16 protein-coding genes are annotated in these 19,822 nt (G+C 67.8%); 14 read left to right on the top strand and 2 right to left on the bottom strand.

What is annotated here, in order from left to right:
- Positions 1-59 precede the first annotated feature (59 nt).
- Genes AV521_RS07945 through AV521_RS07930 form a run of 4 tightly spaced genes read left to right on the top strand, consistent with a single transcriptional unit; the run spans position 60 to position 6,445 of the window.
- A complete protein-coding gene (locus tag AV521_RS07945; protein WP_076085514.1) occupies positions 60-2,852 on the top strand; it encodes a Z1 domain-containing protein in 2,793 nt (930 codons plus the stop codon).
- Entirely contained in the window at positions 2,849-3,862 is a 1,014-nt protein-coding gene (locus tag AV521_RS07940) for a PD-(D/E)XK motif protein (protein WP_076085511.1), read from the top strand. The genes AV521_RS07945 and AV521_RS07940 overlap by 4 nt, the downstream gene beginning before the upstream one ends.
- On the top strand, positions 3,855-5,879 hold the full coding sequence (locus AV521_RS07935) for an AIPR family protein (protein WP_076085508.1): 2,025 nt from the start codon (positions 3,855-3,857) through the stop codon (positions 5,877-5,879). The genes AV521_RS07940 and AV521_RS07935 overlap by 8 nt, the downstream gene beginning before the upstream one ends.
- Positions 5,876-6,445: a very short patch repair endonuclease gene (locus AV521_RS07930; RefSeq protein WP_256725471.1), complete on the top strand. Its 570-nt coding sequence runs from the start codon at positions 5,876-5,878 to the stop codon at positions 6,443-6,445. The genes AV521_RS07935 and AV521_RS07930 overlap by 4 nt, the downstream gene beginning before the upstream one ends.
- 10 nt (positions 6,446-6,455) lie before the next feature.
- Here the strand turns inward: AV521_RS07930 and AV521_RS07925 are convergent, their stop codons facing one another.
- Positions 6,456-8,369, bottom strand: coding sequence for a DNA cytosine methyltransferase (locus AV521_RS07925; RefSeq protein ID WP_256725470.1), 1,914 nt, complete (start codon positions 8,367-8,369; stop codon positions 6,456-6,458).
- Between the two features lie 468 nt (positions 8,370-8,837).
- Here AV521_RS07925 and AV521_RS07920 point away from each other — a divergent pair, with 468 nt between their 5' ends.
- Positions 8,838-9,758: a DUF5655 domain-containing protein gene (locus AV521_RS07920; protein WP_076085502.1), complete on the top strand. Its 921-nt coding sequence runs from the start codon at positions 8,838-8,840 to the stop codon at positions 9,756-9,758.
- A gap of 82 nt (positions 9,759-9,840) precedes the next feature.
- Here the strand turns inward: AV521_RS07920 and AV521_RS07915 are convergent, their stop codons facing one another.
- Positions 9,841-10,587 (bottom strand): site-specific DNA-methyltransferase, encoded by a 747-nt coding sequence (locus AV521_RS07915; protein WP_076085499.1) that lies wholly within the window; start codon positions 10,585-10,587, stop codon positions 9,841-9,843.
- A 577-nt stretch (positions 10,588-11,164) separates the two neighbouring features.
- Here AV521_RS07915 and AV521_RS07910 point away from each other — a divergent pair.
- The 9 genes from AV521_RS07910 to AV521_RS07870 all read left to right on the top strand — a co-directional run bounded on the left by AV521_RS07910 (position 11,165) and on the right by AV521_RS07870 (position 19,755).
- On the top strand, positions 11,165-12,310 hold the full coding sequence (locus AV521_RS07910; protein ID WP_076085497.1) for a C40 family peptidase: 1,146 nt from the start codon (positions 11,165-11,167) through the stop codon (positions 12,308-12,310).
- Between the two features lie 87 nt (positions 12,311-12,397).
- Entirely contained in the window at positions 12,398-12,706 is a 309-nt protein-coding gene (locus tag AV521_RS07905) for a DUF6112 family protein (RefSeq protein WP_076085494.1), read from the top strand.
- Positions 12,706-13,395, top strand: coding sequence for a hypothetical protein (locus AV521_RS07900; RefSeq protein ID WP_076085491.1), 690 nt, complete (start codon positions 12,706-12,708; stop codon positions 13,393-13,395). Before AV521_RS07905 ends, AV521_RS07900 begins: the two co-directional genes overlap by 1 nt.
- 27 nt (positions 13,396-13,422) lie before the next feature.
- A complete protein-coding gene (locus tag AV521_RS07895) occupies positions 13,423-14,817 on the top strand; it encodes an ATP-binding protein (protein ID WP_076085488.1) in 1,395 nt (464 codons plus the stop codon).
- Between the two features lie 143 nt (positions 14,818-14,960).
- Positions 14,961-16,433, top strand: a complete 1,473-nt coding sequence (locus AV521_RS07890) for an SCO6880 family protein (RefSeq protein WP_076085485.1) — start codon at positions 14,961-14,963, stop codon at positions 16,431-16,433.
- 34 nt (positions 16,434-16,467) lie between these two features.
- Complete coding sequence (locus tag AV521_RS07885) at positions 16,468-16,920, top strand: DUF6238 family protein (protein ID WP_076085482.1); 453 nt, start codon at positions 16,468-16,470, stop codon at positions 16,918-16,920.
- A gap of 27 nt (positions 16,921-16,947) precedes the next feature.
- The gene (locus tag AV521_RS07880; protein ID WP_076085479.1) at positions 16,948-18,519 is read left to right on the top strand and encodes an ATP-binding protein; all 1,572 of its coding nucleotides are present in this window, start codon (positions 16,948-16,950) and stop codon (positions 18,517-18,519) included.
- On the top strand, positions 18,516-19,028 hold the full coding sequence (locus AV521_RS07875; RefSeq protein WP_179022907.1) for a hypothetical protein: 513 nt from the start codon (positions 18,516-18,518) through the stop codon (positions 19,026-19,028). Before AV521_RS07880 ends, AV521_RS07875 begins: the two co-directional genes overlap by 4 nt.
- 28 nt (positions 19,029-19,056) lie before the next feature.
- The gene (locus AV521_RS07870; protein WP_076085476.1) at positions 19,057-19,755 is read left to right on the top strand and encodes a hypothetical protein; all 699 of its coding nucleotides are present in this window, start codon (positions 19,057-19,059) and stop codon (positions 19,753-19,755) included.
- Positions 19,756-19,822 lie beyond the last annotated feature (67 nt).

Here is a 19,822-nt window from a genome sequence, read left to right as displayed (position 1 = left end):
GTTGTCAGTGAGCACCCCTACTCTTGCCACATCAAGTTCGAACGCTCCGGAGGCAGTTCGTGAGTAACACCCCCGACGACACCTTCGCCGTGGCTCGCCGCGTCGCCCTCGCCATGTTGCCTGTGGACCGCCAGGCGTCGCCGGAGGAAGTGACTCTCGCCGTGAACGCGGTCATGGGAATGATGGCTGCCCAGGGCAAGGTCCTGGACCGCGACCAGTTCACGAAGGACCTCCAGGAAATGGTCGCCGTCTACCAGGAGACCTCGTCCGGCCTGCACGACGACATCGGACACAGGGCCTGGTTGCCGGACGCGAAGAACGACCGGAGCTGGGACTTCTGGGATCGGTACCGGCTCTATCTCGAGGATGTCCGCAACATGCCCCGCCGGGTGGTGTGGCGCCTCGACGAGAGCACCGACGAGGTCCTCGGTGAGCTGGAGGACCCGCAGCGTGAGGGCTCATGGCGCCGATCCGGCCTTGTGATCGGGCAGGTCCAGTCGGGAAAGACCGGTCACTACATCGGTCTCGCGGCCAAGGCGGTGGACGCCGGCTACCGGCTGATCGTCATCCTGGCCGGCATCCACAACGACCTCCGCAGCCAGACCCAGCTGCGGGTGGACGAGGGCCTTCTCGGGTTCGACTCCCAGCACCTGATGCGTTCCGACGAGGCGGGCGCCAGTCGCCGACGGATCGGTGCCGGCGCCATGTCACACGCCAAGCAACTTCCCAGCGCCTCACTGACCAACAGCTCCGAGAAGGGCGACTTCGACCGCAGGACCGCAGCCAAGGCAAACCTGCCCATCGGCAGCTTCCCCGTCGTGCTCGTGATCAAGAAGCATCGCAAGATCATCGACAATCTTCGCGAGTGGGTCACGAGCACCCACGGGGAGCACGATCCCGAGACCGGTAGGGACATCGTCCGCAACGCACCGCTGTTCGTGATCGATGACGAGGCGGACAACGCTTCGATCAACACGTCCAAGGATGCCGACACCGACCCCTCGAAGATCAACGCCGCTGTGCGCAGGCTTGTGAACAGCTTCGACAAGGCCTCGTACGTCGGTTACACCGCAACTCCGTACGCGAACATCTACATAGACCCGGACGCGAACCACAAGGAGTACGGACCGGACCTCTTTCCCGAAGGCTTCATCCGCACCCTGCGCGCTCCCTCGAACTACCTCGGGCCCGAGCGGGTCTTCGGTCTCCGGACGGACGACGTGGAGGAGGACAACGTCGAGCCGCTGCCCCTGGTACACGAGGTGAACGACGCCGACGGCTGGATCCCGGGCAAGCACAAGTCCGTTCACGAGCCGGCAGACACGCTGCCTGCCTCGTTGAGGAAGGCGATCCACTCGTTCGTCCTCTCCTGCGCTGCGCGCCGTGCGCGCGGTCAGCTGACCGACCACAACTCGATGCTGGTCCACGTCACGCGGTTCACAGCTGTCCAGAGCATCGTCCGCACACAGATCGACGACTTCCTCCGGCTCATCAAGGACAGTCTCCGCGACCGCCACGGAAGCGCGGCAAGCACACGGATGGAGGAGTTCCGGGATCTGTGGGAGAAGGACTACGTTCCCACCACCCGCTACTTCACCGCGGACGAGGCGTCCCGTCTCACCTGGGACGAGGTCGCCCCGCACATCCTGCCCGCGCTGCGGAAGATCGAGGTCAAGGCCGTGAACGGAGCGGCCAGGGACGCTCTCGACTACTACGAGCACCGCAGGACAGGGCTGTCGGTCATCGCCGTCGGGGGTGAGAAGCTCTCCCGAGGGCTGACCCTCGAAGGGCTCACGGTCAGCTACTACCTCCGCGCCTCGAAGACCTACGACACCCTGCTCCAGATGGGCCGATGGTTCGGATACCGCCCCGGTTACGAGGACCTCTGCCGCCTGTACACCACCGCATCCCTCAAGAGGGCATACGTGGAGATCACGGCGGCGACTGACGAACTACGCCGCGAGGTGGAGGAGATGGCAGCCCTCCGCCTCACCCCCCGCCGGTTCGGGCTCAAGGTCAAGGCATCGTCGCTGGGCCTGGGAGTCACAGCTGCCAACAAGATGCGGAACGGCACGAAGGTCCTGCTCAGCTATTCGGCCGAAGGTCCCGAGACCGTGCTCTTCAATCTGTCGAAGAAGGCCGTGGACCAGAACTTCGAGACGCTGAAAACATTTGCGAGCAGGCTGGACGTCGTCTCAAGCCCCAAGGTGGAGTCGCCTGGCGACAGTGTGGTCTGGCGGGACGTTCCGCCGGAGGAGATCGTTTCCGGGTTCTTCGCTGCCTACCAGCCTGATCGTGCGGCGCAGAGGGTGCGGCCGGCGTTCATCGCCGAGTACATCCGCAAGTGCGCGGCGGTGGGGGAACTGGGGAGCTGGACGGTGAGGCTCGTGGGCAAGAAGCCTGCGGAAGCCCCCGTGACCGTTTCCGGGCACGCCGTCGGAATGGTCACGCGTAAGCCACTGAACGATCCTGAGAGCGAGGGTCGGTACACGATCCGTCGGGTGCTGAGCCCGACCGACGAGAGCCTGGACCTGGATAAGGAGCAGTACGACATCGCACTCGCTAGGACCAAGAAGGCGGCTGAGGGAACGACCACCAGCAAGGGCGAGCCCAGGGACCCGAAGGTGCCAGCCGGCCCCCAGATCCGGTACCAGAGGCGCCCCGACCAGCCTCTGCTGCTGATCTATCCCGTGCAGCCGCCGACCTACGGCGATCTGGATCCCAAAACGCCGCTGGTCGGCTTCGCGGTGAGCTTTCCCCGCTCGCGTCACCAGGAGAAGACCGAGTACGTGGTCAACGACATCTGGATCAAGGAGGACATCGAGACCTACGGCGAGGAGGAGGACGAGTGACGATCACCGAGAGCGACTGGATCGAGCTGGAAGACGCGCCCCAGGCCACACCGGGTCGGTCCATGCGTCGCATCCACTCGAGATCGCCTCATGACATCTTCCTGTCCGTCTCCCACCCTGGGCTTCGACGGATGCTGGTATTCCAGGCGGAGGCCACTGCCGCTGAGGGTGTGGTCCGTTCCCTGGGGCGACTTCCGCAGACGGCCGGCCTCGAGTTGTCTTTGACGTCCCTATCGCGCCACCAGTACGAGCTGCAGGTGGTCCTCACTGCGGACGATCTGCGGGAGGTCTTCACCCCGCTCGTTGCGGACATCGCCGCGACAGCGAAGGACGAACCGACCACTCTTGAGGCTCTCACCGCGGTTGTCAGCAGGTTCGGTCACTGGCAGACCCTTCTGCGTTCGGTGGGCCGCGACGGTCTCGGGACGGAGGCTCGGCGCGGCCTCTTCGGCGAGGTCCTGGTGCTCAGGGAACACATGGTGACTTCACTTCCGCAGTCGGAGGCGGTTGCGGCCTGGACTGGTCCCACCGGCTCCAACCAGGACTTCCAGTGCCCGTACGTGGCTCTCGAGGTCAAGACGACCGCCGCCAGGAACGCCGGAACCGTGCGCATCGCCAGCGAGAGGCAGCTCGACGACGCAGGGACGCCCTCGCTGCTGCTGGCGCTCGTCACGCTCGACGAAAGGCGCGGAGGGCTCGGGCAGAGTCTCAACGCGCTCGTCGACCAGGTGCGGAACCAACTCGCCAGCCCAGGCGCACGAGCCCGCTTCGACGGACTGCTGATCCAGGCCGGCTACCTGCCAGGCCAGCGGGAGCTGTACGACGAGCCGCGCTACACGCCTCGTGACGTGCGGTTCTGGGAGGTGCGTGACGGATTTCCCAGGATCGTCGAATCCGAACTGGCCCCCGGGATAAGCGACTGCACCTACAGTCTGGCGCTCTCGGGGCTCGACCAGTACCGCCTCAGCGACACCGAAGTGGGCGATCTGATCAGGGGAAAGAATGAGTGAGCTCGACCAGGGCACGTACGCCCGCCAGCTCGTAGGCGACGTCCTGGCGACCGCTGAGGCCGAACGCACAACCACTCCAGAGGCGTTCACGACCCGAGTACTCGAAGAGCTCGAGGAGGCGGGTGTCGTCTCCAACACGTACACCGCCTACCACCGGTCCCACGGTCTGGAGGTACACGGCTACGGCGCGGGCGACGACTCCGGCAGGCTTGATCTCTTCATCACCGACTTCCGGCTGTCGACGCTGGAGGACAAGCTCACCAAGGCGCAGGCCGAGTCACGCTTCAAGCGGCTTCTGACGTTTCTGCGTCGCTGCCAGAACGGACTGCGTCAGCACATCGACGAGTCGTCGGACGTCTACGACATGTGTGACGCGGTGGAGAAGTCACTCACCGACGTCACCCAGATCCGCCTCTTCTTGCTCAGCAACGGCGTCAGCACGTCGACAGCACCAGGCCCCACCGAGTTCGAGGGCATCCCGGTCGTCCACGAGATATGGGACCTGCCCAGGCTGCACCGGCACGAGACGTCCGGCACCCTGAGCGAGCCCATCGTCGTCTCGTTCGACCCGCCCCTCCCCTGCCTGTCCGCACCGAGTACGGAGGCGGACCACTCCGTGGCACTCACCGTGCTGCCCGGCGACAGGCTCGCCGACCTCTATGCGGAGCACGGCACGCGACTGCTCGAACTCAACGTCCGTTCCTTCCTACAGACAAGAGGTGCGGTCAACAAGGGAATCCGGGAGTCGCTGCTGCATTCGCCTGGCCGCTTCCTCGCCTACAACAACGGCATCACGGCCACGGCCTCCGAGGTGGAGTTCGCCGAAGGAGCAGACGGCCAGCACCTCGGGATCTCCAGGATTCACGGACTGCAGATCGTGAACGGCGGCCAGACCACAGCCTCGCTCCACCATGCAAAGAAGCGGGACAAAGCCGACCTGGCAAACGTGCGGGTTCAGATGAAGCTCACGGTGGTCTCACCCGAGAGACTGATGGAGATCGTCCCTAGGATCTCCGAGTACTCGAACACCCAGAACAAGGTGACCCTGGTCGACTTCAGCTCCAACCACGAGTTCCACGTCGACGTGCAGAGGATCACTCGTTCCCTCTGGGCTCCTGCCGCGGACGGCAGCGGTCACGAGACGCACTGGTTCTATGAACGGGCGCGTGGCCAGTACGCAGACGAACTGGCCCAGTTGAGCGCTGCGGGCCAGAAGCGGTTCAGGACGCTCTGGCCCACGAGACAGAAGTTCACCAAGGCGGACCTGGCGAAATACGCCCACTCCTGGGACCAGTTGCCGTTTCTGGTGAGCCGGGGGGCTCAGAAGAACTTCAACGAGTTCATGATCAACCTCCGCAGGCACCCTGTCCAGGTGGACACGGCGTACTGCCAGCGGACCATCGCGAAGGCCATCCTCTTCAGGACTGCGGACACCATCGCCCGTGGGCACGACGCGGGCAGTTACAAGAGCGCCATCACGACGTACACGGTGGCACGTCTCTCCCTGGCCGCGGGAAAGCGTATCGACCTCGACGAGATCTGGCGTAGGCAGCAGGTGTCCGAGGCCCTCATGGATGCTATCGACGACCTCTGTCCAAGGGTCATGGCCGCCGTGACCAACCCACTGCGAGGCACACACGTCGGCGAGTGGGCAAAGCAGCCGGCATGCTGGGACGCCGTGTCCCGGGTGAGGTGGTCGATACCCCGCGCTCTGGAGGCCGAGCTACTGGATCTTCCTGTGGAGGACCGCCCCGCCGGCGATGCCGACGAAGCCGGCACCACGGTGGCCCGCGAGGCCGTCTCCCGGGTCTCGCTGGAGGAGTGGGCGGACATCGAGCAGTGGGCGAGGGCCACGCGTAGCCTGGAACCATGGCAGCGTCAGCTGCTCCAGGTGGTGGGACGGCGACTGAACGTGAACGAGTCGGTTTCGGAAACCCAGGTGGCACAGCTGCTGCACGTGCGCAGCGAGGCGCTACGGCTGGGATTCACCCCGGCCGGAAGTGCGAGTACTCAGTGACTTCCCCGTCCAAGGTGCCTGGCCCGTCATCTGCGCCCCTCGGCGATCCGGCCACGGATGACGGCCACAGGGAGCAGCGAGGCGGAAGCCGGCCGCCCTCTCATGGTGACGGAGCCGACGGACGCTGGGTGAGGACAGAGAAGGGCGAGCACCTGAAGGGTCGGCGTGCGCGTGACACGGCCCCGGAGGTGGCGCTCCGCCGTGCCCTGCACCGACTCGGCTTCCGGTTCCGCCTGCAGCGACGGGTGGCGCCCCGTTGCACCGCAGACTTCGTCTTGCCAAAGCACCACTTGGCCGTGTTCGTCGACGGATGCTTCTGGCATGGCTGCCCGGAGCACGGGGCTCGTGAGTTCCGCGGCCCGAACGCGTCACGCTGGACGGAGAAGATCCATACGAACCAGGCCCGCGACCGACGCAACAACCAGGCAGCCCGGGAGTCGGGTTGGAAGGTGATCCGGGTCTGGGAGTGCGAGATCCGAAAGGACTCCGAGGCTGCGGCGCAGCGGGTGGCAGAGGCAACCCGCGCAGGTACCACCGCTCCCCCGCTTCCCTCCGATCCCGTGTGACGGCACGAGCTCAGAAGATCGTCGGCGTCTCCTCCTGGCGGGGGCAGAAGGTGGCGAGCGGACACTCCGCGCAGATCGTCTGCTGCTCACGACAGAGCTCCGAGCCGATCAGCCGGATCGCAGCCATGCGAAGAGGAGCATGCTCCCCCGCGCCCAGAAGCTTCACGAGATTGACCCTGCCCTCGCTGAGGCGGTTCTCGTGATCTGTCCTGACGCCGTTCATCCGGGCCGCGACGCGGATCGTGCCCTGCCCCACCAACATCAGGTCGTCGCCGATCAGCAACCTGTACAGCGACTCCTCGGCGGGCTTCATGGCGAGCTTGCCGGGGACCTCGAACCGGTTGTTCGACTTCCAGGCGGCAGGCTGGTCCACCAGCGGTTCCAGGCGGTCGATGCGACCTCGTACGACAGCGTTGGGGGCCGCGGCGACCAGCTTCTGGAAGCCCGTCGCCGTGAGCTGCTTGGACCGCCGCACAGTCGACATCAGGGCTGCCCGCTCCTCCGGCTTCATCCTCGTTCCAGAGATCACAGCCGCCACAGCAGCATGGAACGACACGGGCTCCGCACCAGGGAACTCGTACCAGTCGTTCACCTCGCGCCGCTCAAGCGCCCACTTGGTGAGTGCCTGACGGACCTGCTGCCAGTGAGGGTTGAGCCCACCACCCGCAGGAGGCTTCGCCCCCCTGATCGGCTTGAGAACCTCCGCCGCTGCCTTACCCAGCATGGGCGGCACCGCGTTCCCGATCTGGCGGAACGCGTCGCTTCGGGTACCCGCAAAACGGAAGCCGTCAGGGAAGGTCTGGATGCGAGCTGCCTCACGCACCGTGAGCGTACGCAGTTGCTCGGGATGGATGTACCAGTAGCCGTCCTTGGCGATGTGAGCAGTGATCGTCCGGCTGAGTTCGTTCCAGGACAGCTTGTTGTACTTGTCGGTGTACTGGTCGGCCTTGTATCGCTGGAACTGCCGTTCCTCCGGCTTGAGCTTCTCGTGCAGCTCCGAGTACAGCGTGGTCGAGTCCATTACGGCGAAGATCCTGTGGTCGTCCTGCCGTACCCTCCGGGTCATGTGGTCCCAGACCAGACCCTCCGGTGCTCCTTCACGCATCTCCTTGGCAAAGGGCGAGATGTCGGAGGGCTCGTTGTAGGCCATCTCACGTTCCCCGACCCGCTTCAGCGGCTCGACTTCGAGTTCCGGGAGGTCACCGATGGCATCCCGTAGCGTCGTCCAGCCAGGCTGCGCGGCGCGCCACTCGAACCGGTCGACGTCCTTTCTCGCGAGCAGTATGAGCCGCTTACGGTGCTGCGGGACTCCGTAGCTCCAGGCATCGACGAGCCTGACCTGGGTGGCGTAGTGAAGCTCCTCCAGCTCCTCCTCGATCGTGCGGATCACGGAGAAGTCGTCACCGAGCCCCATGTCCGGGACGTTCTCCATGAGGACGACCCTCGGCCCGATCTCCTTGACGACGTCCAGGTAGGAGCGCCACAACTTCTTACGGTGATCTTCCGGGTCCCGGTTGTGGTTGGCCACGAGATCACGGATCTTGTTACGACCGGCTCTGCTGAAGGGCTGGCACGGAGGCCCGCCGGCGACCAGATCGATGTCGGCCGGTTCGAGAAGCTTGAGGAGTTCCCTGCGGTTGGCCGGGTCCCCGAGGTCCATATGGAGGCTCAGACCGGGGAAGTTCGCACGATGCGTTTCCAACGCTCGTTGGTCGAAGTCGACTGCAGCGGCAAGCGTCCACCCGGCCTGCTGAAGGCCGTAGCTCAGGCCGCCCGCTCCGGAGAAGAGATCAACAGCGAGCCTCTTGCTCCTGCCGAAGGTTTTCAGCCACTTCCCGAAGTCCTCCGGGTCGCAGCTGTTCTCGTGCGGGTCGAGCTTCAGTGGATTGCTCCGCTCGAGAGGCACACCGTAGTGGCCAGCCACAGTCCGACCTCCGTCACAACGACATAAACGAGCACCAGGACATCACACAGGGGCTGGTCAAAGCAAGATTCAGAGGCCGTTGACCTCGGTGTTCCGCCTGCCCTGCATACAGCTGTCGGTGCTCGTACGAGCTGTGGAGGTGTACGGAGCCCCCTGACTTCGCGTGAACGTCCTGGTGCATTCTTCGGGGCCAAGCATAAGGGACGCGTGTGGCACGAGGAGCGGGGACTGCGTAACTACTGCTGACAGGTTATTCCGCCCCCAAGCACCACAGCCGCGGGCCGGGAGGAACGCTCCAGGGCGGACAATCCCGACGTCCAGCTGCCGCAGCGGGACGCACTCCCAACGCGCACCGCCTTCGCGCCTCGAACCTCAACCTGTCGCCCGACCGGGACGTGGGGCCCTGGTCGGAATACCCACACACCGAGATCGATTGATCGATCGGGACCAACGCGAACGGGGGAGTCGGTGAACGATCTGAAGCTGTTCCGCATCACGGAGGGACAGGCGTCCGAGATCCCGGGAGCGGTGGTGGCTCTGGAGCGGCAGTTGCAGACATTGATCGAGCAGAACATGGAGGGGATGCTCGGGATCCGGTTCCTCGCATCGGAGTACTCGACGGGCCTCCGACATCGAGGCCGGGTCGACTCACTCGGGCTGGACGAGAACGGGACGCCGGTCATTGTCGAGTACAAGCGTTCCCGCGACCAGAATGTCACCAATCAGGCGCTTTCATATCTTTCTTGGCTCCACGATCACCATCACGAGTTCGAAAGTCTGACCAGGGAAAGACTCGGCATCCATGCGGCTCAGTCGGTCGACTGGAGTAATCCACGGATCGTCTGTATCGCAGGGGACTACAGCCACCATGACCTGGTTGCGATCGAGATGATCGGTCGCCGGATCGACCTGGTGACCTACCGGCTCTTCGGAGACGTACTGTCGCTGCAACTCGTAGCGTCTGTCGCCGGCACCACGACTCCCGCCCGAGGAAAGGCGCCGTCCCCGCCCCGTCCCGCCGACACAGCGTTCCCGAAGTCGGTCCAGCAGTACCTTGATGAGGCACCACGGGACTTGAAGGACCTTTACGCGGATCTCGACGACGTGCTCCTGTCACATGGTGGCGTGCAGAAGGAGGCACAGCTCCACTACATCGCATACCGCCGGATCAAGAACGTCGCTACGGTGCGCGTTCAGACACGCAACCGGCTACTCGTGGTCAACCTCAAGCTGGACCCGGACACGGTCGAGCTGCACGACGGTTTCTCGCGTGACGTCCGCGGGCTGGGGTGTCTCGGTATCCGTGACGGCGTCGAGGTACGGATCGGATCGCACGCGGATCTCGCGCGGGCCGGTGAACTCATTCGGCGGAGCGCCGAGGGAGCCTGACCCTCCGTACAGTGAAGGGCGGTTGCACCACCTGTCTCCGGTGGTGCAACCGCCCTCTTCCGTGTTCCGGGGCACCCCGTTCTCACTCTTCAGGCCCAGCGAGCTCGAAGTCCTCCTGGGTCAGCGCGCCTCGCAGCCGCTGTTCAGCGACATCGGCGTAATGCGAGGACAGCTCGACCCCTACAAACTGCCGGCCCTCGCGCAAGGCGGCGACGCCTGTGGAGCCGCTGCCGGTGAAGGGATCCAGGACGGTGCCACCTTCGGGGCAGATCTGCACGATCTGCTGCATGATCTCGACCGGCTTCTGGGTGATGTGGACACGGTCCTTGCGGGGCTGGGAGGCGATGAAGTGGCCGGGCAGGTAGAGGTCCCGGTCCTTTTCGAGGCTGCCCTTGACGCCCCAGACGATGAACTCTGCCGCCTGCTTGAACCCGCCCTTGCGGGGCCGGCTGGCGGGCTTGATCCAGGGGATCGTGCCGCTCCAGGTCCAGCCCGCCATCTGCAGGGCGTCGCTGGTGGTCGGCTCCTGGCGCCAGTCGGAGAAGACCATGGCGACGGAGTGCTCGGTAGCGGCCCGGTACGCCTCGGTGAGCAGCTCGGTCAGCCAGCTTCGATAGCTCCGCTGGTCGCGGTTCTCGCCGGGGAAGTTCTGCAGGTCGTGCGCCGATCCGGCCGTGACGTACTTGGCACGGGCGGTACGGCCGGTGCGGTCCGAGCTGGTGCGTCCGCCGGAGTTGTACGGGGGATCGGTGATGACGGCGTTGACGCTCTCGTCCGGGAGGGTCTTCAGCACGGTGAGGGCGTCGCCTCGGTGCAGCGTGTAGCTCATGCGCAGGGCCTCTTTCAGGGCACGACGGGACTGGGCCAGCTCCGGACGGCGGCCAACAGCGGCCGTTCGGAGCGGGGGTGCGCCGGAGGTTAGCCGCGATTTCCGGCCGTACCTAACGAGCCTGTGCCGTGCTTCGAGCCTGGGTTCGGCGTTCGTTTGGTGCGGCCGGAATCCCGGTCTACTGTCTCGGCACGTCACCGAGGCGGAGCCCAGCTCCACCCCAGCTGACCTGTGCTAATCCGTGTTTCCGCGTCCAAAAACGTGGGTCGGGAGGCACGTTGCCCCCCGTTCCCGAAGCCGTATGGAGACCCGTGCACCGTCTGAGATTACGAGCGCGGCTGGCTGCCGCGCATGACCTGATTCCGGCGTCCGGGAGCTACCAACTCCCCTGGGCCGGGCCCGCCCTGAGAGGCGGATTCACATCGGCGCGGTGCCGACGGCTTTGCACGAGAAGTCGGCACCGCGCCTCCTACGAACCGCGAGGAGCCGCTGCGATGCAGCACGCCCTGACACGCCCACGCCCTGACCCAACGCCGTTGCCCGGCCGGGCTGTCCGCCCCAGCGAACGGCGGCGTCCGTGAAGAAAACCACCGGAGCAGTCGTCGGTCTCTTCGCCTCTGGACCGCTTCTGCTGGCCGTTCCTATCCTCGCCATCGGGGCCGGGACTGCTTCGGCTTCCTGCTCGACCGGCGGTACCCAGGCTGTGGATACCTCAGCCGTTGCCGCTCAGGTGAAGGCGATCCTGGACGGCGGCGGCAAGGGCACGGTCTCCGTGCCGGGCCTGGACGACCCGGCCGAGCAGATCCCCAACGCCAAGACCATCCAAGCCACCGGCGTTGCGATGAACATCCCCGTCCGGGGCCAGATCGTGGCCCTGGCGACAGCCCTGCAGGAGAGCGGCCTGCGGAATCTGACCTATGGCGACCGCGATTCGCTGGGCTTGTTCCAGCAGCGTCCGTCGCAGGGCTGGGGCACCGCGAACGAGGTCCTCGACCCGGTGCACGCCTCGACGATGTTCTACGAGGCCTTGGAGAAGGTCTCGGGCTGGCACTCCCTGTCCGTCGCCCAGGCCGCCCAGGCGGTGCAGAAGTCCGGCTTCCCCGAGGCATACGCGAAGTGGGAGCCCCTGGCCACTGCCTTGCAGCAGGCGATCGAGCCGCTGTTGTCGAAGGCTGGCGGCACGTCGCCGAGCCCCTCGCCATCCGGCCCGGACAGCACGGCCAGTGCTCCGCCGAGTACCGGGGGCGGCTGTATGGCAGGCGGGGACGGCACCGACTTCGGAACCATCCCGCCCGGCGCGGTGCCGGCCGGATACAAGGTTCCGGCTGACGCTCCCCCCAAGGTCCAGACGGCGATCCGCTGGGCGCTCGGCCAACTCGGCACCCCGTACCAGTGGGGCGGGAGCTGCACGGACTCCCACGGGAGCGACCCCATGGGCCGCTGCGACTGCTCCTCCCTGATGCAGCAGTCGTACAAGGCCGCCGGGGTCGCGCTCTCGCGGACGACGTACACGCAGGTCAAGGAGGGCAAGCCGGTATCGGTCGACGCTCTCCGGCCAGGTGATCTCGTCTTCACCGGGGGGACTGCCGAAGTCCCGGAACATGTCGGGATGGTCGTCGGCCAGGGCTTGATCGTGAACGCTCCGCACAGCGGCGACGTGGTCCGCCTCGCGACCCTCGCGTCCTGGAAGCCGCGGATTCTCGCGGCCCGCCGAGTCGTCTGACCGGCTCTTCTCTCCCTCCCCCTTCCTGCACCGACGTTGGCCCCCTCGGGCTTTGGCGTGCACTAAATCGAACTGGAGTTCACAATCATGTATCTCGCCGACAAGGTCGTCCAGCTCGCCTACGACCCCGGGATCAAGCCGAACGGGGGCGGGCTGCCGGGCTTGGCGGTCCTCAAGCAGGTGATGGGCTCGATCAACCTCTTCGGAATCGTCGCCGTGGTCGGCGCGCTCGCCGTCAGCGCGGGTGTGTGGGCCTGGGGCCACCACTCCGGCGGCCACCAGGCCGAGGCCAACGGCAAGAAGGGCGTGCTGGTCAGTGCCGGCGCGGCCCTCCTGCTGGGTGCCGCGAACGGTGTGGTGGCGTTCTTCAGCACGCTGGGGACGCAGGTCCACTGATGGCTCCCCGATCCACGAACCCCGGCGGCGCATCTCGCGTGCGCCGCCGGGCGCTGCTCGGCACTGCTGTCCTGGTGGTGCTCGTCGTCCTCGCTGCCCTGGCCGCCTACCTCACCCGCGACGGCAGGAGCTCATCCAAGGCTCCTACGCCGCACGTGAGTTCGGCTTCCTCGTCCTCCCCGACCACTCCTGCTTCCGCTTCGTCACCTCCGCACGACAGCCGCGGAGACCTGCCCGTTCCCCCGTCCACGCACGACCCGATCACCTTCGGTAAGGCCGCAGCCGCAGCGCTGTGGTCGTACGACACCCGCGCCTACTCCCAGCACGAGCTGCTGGCCGCCCTGCACAAGTGGCTGACCAGCGAGCCCAAGTACGCCGACACCGCCTCGGTCGACGCACTCGTCCCCTCGCCCGTGCTGTGGAAGGAGATGGCCGCCAACGGCCAGTTCGCCACCGCCATCGTGAACGAGGCGCACTTCCCCGACTCGTTCACCCAGGCCCTCCAGGCGGACCCCGGGGCGATCACCACCGCGTACGTCTACGCCGTGACGGTTTCCGGCAAACAGTCGATCGCCTGGAACGGCTCGCCGCACGGCGGCGCCGAGAACCGCGTCACCACCCTCGCGGTCCAGTGCCGCCCCTCCCAGCCCTGCGCCCTGGCCGGTGTCCTGTCGGCCGTCGCGCCCTGACCTCAGCCCCAGAAAGGAGGTATCGCCATGGGAGTCTGCGACTTTCCGCTGATGGACAAGGTCTGCGGCGCTGTCGACTTCGCCACCAACCCCGCTGGGTCCGTCACCGACGGCATCGGGGCGTGGATCGCGAAGTCTGCGGGTGAGCTGGCCGCCAGCGCGGCCGACCTCGCCGCCAAGGCCGTCAACGAAACCACCGCCATCGATCTCAACGCCGGATGGTTCCGGGACAACTACGAGCTGCTGTTGCCCATCGGCCTCGCCCTGACCGTCGGCACGTTCTGCATCCAGTTGATGTTCGCGGCCTGGCGACGCGACGAACGCGCCCTCGCTCAAGCAGCGATCGGCACGATGACCGGCGTCCTCTTCTCCTTCTGCGCCGTCGCCTTCACCTCCGTGGCCATCACGGTGGTCGACGCCCTGTCCGACGGCCTGTTCCAAGCAGCCAACAGCTCCGTGGACGACGCGATCCGCCGCGTCATCAAGGTCAACGAGTTGGGGCCGATGTACGGCCTCGGCTGGGGCGTCCCAGCCCTGGTCGCCCTCGGCTGCGCGATCGGCGCCTTCATGTACTGGGGCGTGATGGTCGCCCGCAAGGTCGGCGTCCTGATCATGGTCGCCCTCGCGGTCTTCGCCGGATCCGGCGGCGGCTGGGAGGTCGCCAAACGCTGGCGGAGGGGCTGGACCGAAGCCACCGCCACCCTCGTCGTGTCAAAACTGCTGATGACCGTGGTCTTCCTGATCGGCGTCTCGGCCATGGGCAAGTCCGACGCCAAGGACGGAATGGCCGCCCTGTCCGACGCAATGGCCGGCATCGTCGTGATGGTTCTAGTCCTCCTCTGCCCCTACGCCACCTACAAGTTCGTCCACTGGGCGAGTGACGGCGGCGGACACGACGACCTGCACCGTACCGGCGTCGCCGGCATGGCGGTCGCCGCAGGGGCCGCGAAGACCGCGGGCAGCCTCGCGCTGCAGGCCAGCACCGGCACTCCTGCTCCGCAGGGGCCGAGCCGGGTCCCCGGCGCGGGCAGCGACGGTGTCGCCTCCGGCATCAACCCCACCGGCGGCAACCTGAGCAAGGAGGGCATCGACGCCGGCCCCCCGAAGCCGCGGACCACTTTCCGGTACGGCGAGGACCCGAACGCCTCCGGCGACAAGGGCCGCGCGCTGATCCAGCGCCCCGGCATCCCTGCGCTGATCACGCGGCCTGCCGACACCGAAGCAGGAGGCTCTGAGGGGGTTGCTCCCTCCGCCGCCCAGCCCGCTGGTGCGTCGACTCCGGGCAGCAGCTTGACCCGCGCAGGTGCCGTGTCGCCCAGCGGTCCCGCCGCACCGCCGCCGCTCTCCACCGGTCCGTCGGCGACCGGCTCCCCGACTCCGACGAACTGGGTCTACCCCAACCAGCCGCCGTCCGGGTCCTGACCCACCACCCCCCAGGGGCGGGCTGCGTCCCTCCAGCCCGCCCCCCTTCCCTCCGACCACCCGAGACGGAGTCCTGCGATGCCCTCCAGAAGAGCGCCGCGCCTTCCGCCCCTTCCCGCCCACTCCCACTGTCTGGAACCGCCATGTCTGACAACCCCCAGGCCGAAGCCAGCACGGCCACCGTGAAGTTCCCGCACCGCAGCAGGCGCGGCATCCTGCTCGGCCTGACCGCGCCGCAGCTGATCGTCGTGAGCCTCACCGGCCTGCTCCTGCTCGCCGTGATCCTCGCCCGTGGTGTGGTCGGCGCTCTCGAACTCATCCCCGCTTGGGCCGCCATCGCCCTGCTCGTCTTCGTCCGCTACCGAGGCCGAGCCTTGGCCGACTGGGCTCCGATCGTCACCCGGTACGCGCTCCGCCGGATGCGGGGCCAGCTGATCTGGCTCGCCCGGCCCTCCCGCCGCCCGATCCGCGAAGGACTCCTCCACCTGCCCGGCACCGCAGCCAGCCTGCGCGTGGTCACCGCGCCCGACCGCCGGTACGGGGCGGTCCACAACCCCCACACCGGCACGTTGACTGCCGTCGTCAAGGTGTCCTCCCGCGCCTACGCGCTGCTCGACCCGGGCACCCAAAACGCCAACGTCAACGGCTGGGGGCGTGCCCTCGCCGCGTTGGCCCGCACCGGTCAGGTCGCCCGGGTCCAGGTGATCGAGCGCACCGTGCCGGACTCTGGCGACGCGCTGCGCCGGTACTGGGAGGAGCACGGCCAGCCCGATGCCCCGGTGGCTGGCCAGGTCTACAGCGAGCTGATCCAGAATGCGGGCCCGGCTGCGGCTCCGCACGAGGCGTACGTCGCCATCTCGCTGGACGCCAAGGCCGCCAGGCGCCTGATCAACCAGGCCGGAGGCGGTCTGGCCGGATCCTTCAGCGTCCTGGCACAGTTGACCTCGACCTTCGACCAGGCCGCGCGCACCGCCGGGCTCAACCCCACCGGCTGGCTCACCGCCCACGAGATCGCGGCAGTCGTGCGAACGGCATACGACCCCAAGGCCCTTGCCGCGCTGGACCGTTGGTCCTCCTCCGGACGTCCCGAGGCTGACCCCGCCGCTGCCGGCCCGGTCGTGGTCGTCGAGAAGTCGGACCACATCGCGACCGACTCCGCCGTCCACTCGACGTACTGGGTGGAGAACTGGCCCCGCACCGAGACGTCGGCGGGCTTCCTGCACCAGCTGCTGTTCACCGCCGGGGTGCGGCGGACCCTGTCGCTGTCGTACGAGCCGAAGGGGCTGGACGCCGCCCTGCGCGATGTCCAGCGCAAGAAGGCCAGCGTGATCGCGGACGCCGCCGAGCGTGCGCGGCGCGGCCAGGTCGACTCCGAGGCGGACTCCATCGAGTACCAGGACATCAAGTCCCGTGAGCGCCAGCTCATCGCGGGCCACGCGGATGTCGCCCTGACCGGCCTGCTGACCGTCTCGGCCGACTCCGAGAAGGAGCTTCGTTCCGCCTGCGCGGTCGTGGAGACCGCGGCGGTCGGCGCCCAGCTCGACCTCAGGCCGCTCGCCTGGCAGCAGGCCGAAGCGTTCACCGCCGCCGCCATGCCGCTCGCCCTCGCCGCCTGATGCCGGTCCTCCTCCCTTCCGAAAGAGCACCCCCATGTCCCGCACCGCCAGCCCGACCGCGCAGGACTTCGTGCCCTTCGCCACCGCCGCGCTCGACTTCCACCGCGCGCTCAACGTGCCAGGCGGTCCCCTCGTCACCACCCGCGCCGAGTTGGACGCCCTGCACGCCCACCTCGTCTCGCTGCACGGCCTGCTCGACGCCCACGCCGCCCGCACAGGCCGGCTCGTGCCGATCGTAGGCGACCAGCTCAGCGCCGCCCGCACCCGGATCTGGCAGGCCGCCGACCACGTCCACGCCGCCTACCACGCGGCCCCCCGACCCGGCTCCGGCGAGGTCCTCGACCGCGAAGCGTGCCAGGCCGGCCTGCCAGAAGGCGCACCGGAGCTGACCATCTGCCAGCGCCACCAGCGCACCGCGCACCTGGTCCGCCGCCGCACCACCCCGGCCGACCTCCACGCTCCATTCACCGGCCTGATCCGCCACTGACCCTGCCATCCGTCTGGAGAACCGTTCATGCCCCGCACCCGCGCCAGCGCCTCCCACCTGTTCATCCCCCACAAGGCATCACGCGCCGAGCAACGCGCCGCCCGCGCCGGTTTCGCCGAGGCCCGACGCCAGGCCCGCCTCGCCGGAGCCCCGCCCAAGCGCCGCGACGAGGAGGCCCTCGACCCGGAGCTGCGGCCGACCTATCCGCCGTCCGGACGCCCCGGCTCCTCCTCGGCACGCGGCTGCAAGCTCAGCCTGCCCGCCCACCGGATGACCACCGCCACCGTGTCCGCGGCCTACCCGTTCCTCGCCGAGGGCGGCCTGGGCGCGGAGGGCATCTTCATCGGCCGCGATGTCCACGCGGAGGCCGCGTTCTGCTACGACCCGTTCTCGCTGTACAGCAGCGGCCGGATCGAGGGCTTCACCAACCCCAACGCGGTCCTGGCCGGGATCATCGGCATGGGCAAGTCCGCGCTGGCCAAGTCCATCGCCACCCGGGCGATCGCCCACGGTTACCGGGTCTACGTGCCCTGCGACCCCAAGGGTGAGTGGACGGCCGTCGCGCAGGCTCTCGGCGGCTACAGCATCGCGCTGGGGCCGGGGCTCCCGGGCAGGCTGAACCCCCTGGATGCTCCGGCCCGGCCCGCCGCGGTGAGCGAGGACGACTGGTCGACCGAGGTCCGCAAGCGCCGTCTCCTGCTCCTGGCCGGCCTCGCGCGCACCGTGCTGAAGCGCGATCTCCAGCCGATGGAACACACGGCCCTCGATCTCGCGCTGGACCTGGTCGTCACCGAAGCCGAGGCAAGGGGCACCGTGCCCCTGCTCGGCGAGATCGCGCACACGCTCGGCTCGCCCGAGCTCCTCGACCGGGCTCTCGGCGACCAGGCCGGGCGCATGGGTGCCGCCTCGCAGGACCTCGCGCATGCCCTGCGCCGTCTGGTCCACGGCGACTTGAGCGGCATGTTCGACGCGCCCTCGACCGTGGCCTTCGACCCGACCACCCCGATGCTGTCCATCGACCTCTCCCGCCTCGGCGGCTCGGGCGACGACACCGCGCTGGTCCTGGCTATGACCTGCGCGAGCGCCTGGATGGAGTCCGCGCTCGCCGATCCGGACGGCGGCCGGCGCTGGGTGATCTACGACGAGGCATGGCGCGTGATGAGGCACGTCGGCCTGCTGGAGCGCATGCAGAGCCAGTGGAAGCTCAGCCGAGGGCTCGGCATCGCCAACCTAATGGTCATCCACCGCCTCAGCGATCTGCTGAGCGCGGGCGACGCCGGCTCACGCGGCCGGGTGCTGGCCGAGGGCCTACTCGCCGACTGCTCCACCCGCATCATCTACCGCCAGGAGCCCGACCAGCTCGCCGCCGCCGCGTCGCTGCTCGGCCTGACCGGTGTCGAAACCCAGGCCGTGTCCGCCCTGACCAAGGGCCGGGGCCTGTGGAAAGTCGCAGGTCGGAGCTTCATCACCCAGCACATCCTGCATCCGACCGAGCATGAGCTGTTCGATACGGACGCCCGGATGCATGCAAAAAGCGCCGAGTTCACCTCAACTGACGATTCCTCAGTTCCTACGCGACACAAGGAGGCGCGGCAGTGAGCCCCCGTGGGGTCGCGGGTTCCCGGTCCGGGCTCGTCCCTGGTCTCGGTGCGGTCGAGGACGCAGCGCCGCTCCAGCGCCACCCAACGACCGGCCCGGCCGCGAGTCCGGACAGCGGCGCACCGGCCACTGACTGGAACGACTGTCTCGCCACAGCCCGAACCGAGGAGTTCACCGACCTTTTCCACCAGGCCGTTACGGAGGACTCCGGCGCGGTGGCCCGCCTGCATCAGATGCTCGAAACCGCCTCCGAGTGGTGTCGCACCCACGGTGCCCGAAGCAGCGCGTCCGAGTTGGACGCCATCGCCTCCCGGCTGACCGACCTCGGCGAGGAGCTGCATCTCGTCCCGGAGAACGTCGACCACGAGATCTGCTCCCGGCCGCACCAAGCAACAGCGGCCCGCCTCTCGCCAGCGGCGTCGACTCGGGGGACTTCCCCCGGCCAGCAGAGCGACGCTCCTGCTCCGGTCCCACCATCCGTCACGCGCTCGCTGCCGCGTTCCCGGTGAGGCGCCCGTACAGAAACGAGGAACGACCATGCCCACCTCCCCCGACTCCGCCGCCACCCCTGACCGCCAGCCGCAAGATGCCGGCGAGCGGGCGACATGGCGGACGCGCGTCCAGGCCCTGGCCTCCGCCGCCGACGGCATCACGCAGGCTTCGGACCAGTGGGACGCGGTCTCCGACTCGTACTGCGACGAGGACGGCTGGCCCGTCGATGAAGCCGGCTACACCGACGGCAAGCTGGCCCGGGACACCGCCGCCTGGGAACACGTCGAGACCTTCCTGACCCACGGCCCCGAAGTCCTCGCTGGCGTCCGGGCCGCCGTGCAACCGGCCGACTATCTTGACGGCCCGATCAGCGCCGACCTGCTGCGCCTTCGGGGAATCGACTCCGTCCTGGAGCGAGCAGGCGAGATCCGCCGCGAGTGGGATCAGGTCATCGCGCTCATGGAGGGGTCCATGCCCGGGTCGCGGGAGCTCTACGAGGAACGAGCCCGCGAGATCCGCAACTCCGAAGGCTGGCACTACGCCGACGAACTCCGCTACAGCGGGGCGGCGTTGGCCAGGGCTGCCGATCACCTGAGCGACCGGATCGGCGTCGACCTGTCTGCACACACCGGGCGCGTCCAGGCGGCCCTGGCCCGATCCGCCTCCGGCCAGCGCGGTGCCTCTGCCACTTCGCCGTCGGCCTCGGCAACGCCGGACCCCCCTGCCGCGCGCCGCTCGCGCTGACAGCTCTAGCGCCAACTTCCGGCGAGGCCAAACCGCCCGATCACCGGATCCTCAACGAACACCACTA

The organism is Streptomyces sp. IMTB 2501 (genome assembly GCF_001953885.1).
GTDB lineage: Bacteria > Actinomycetota > Actinomycetes > Streptomycetales > Streptomycetaceae > Streptomyces.
Note: the sequence above shows the minus strand (reverse complement) of the source record. Positions and strands in the feature narration are given on the sequence as shown.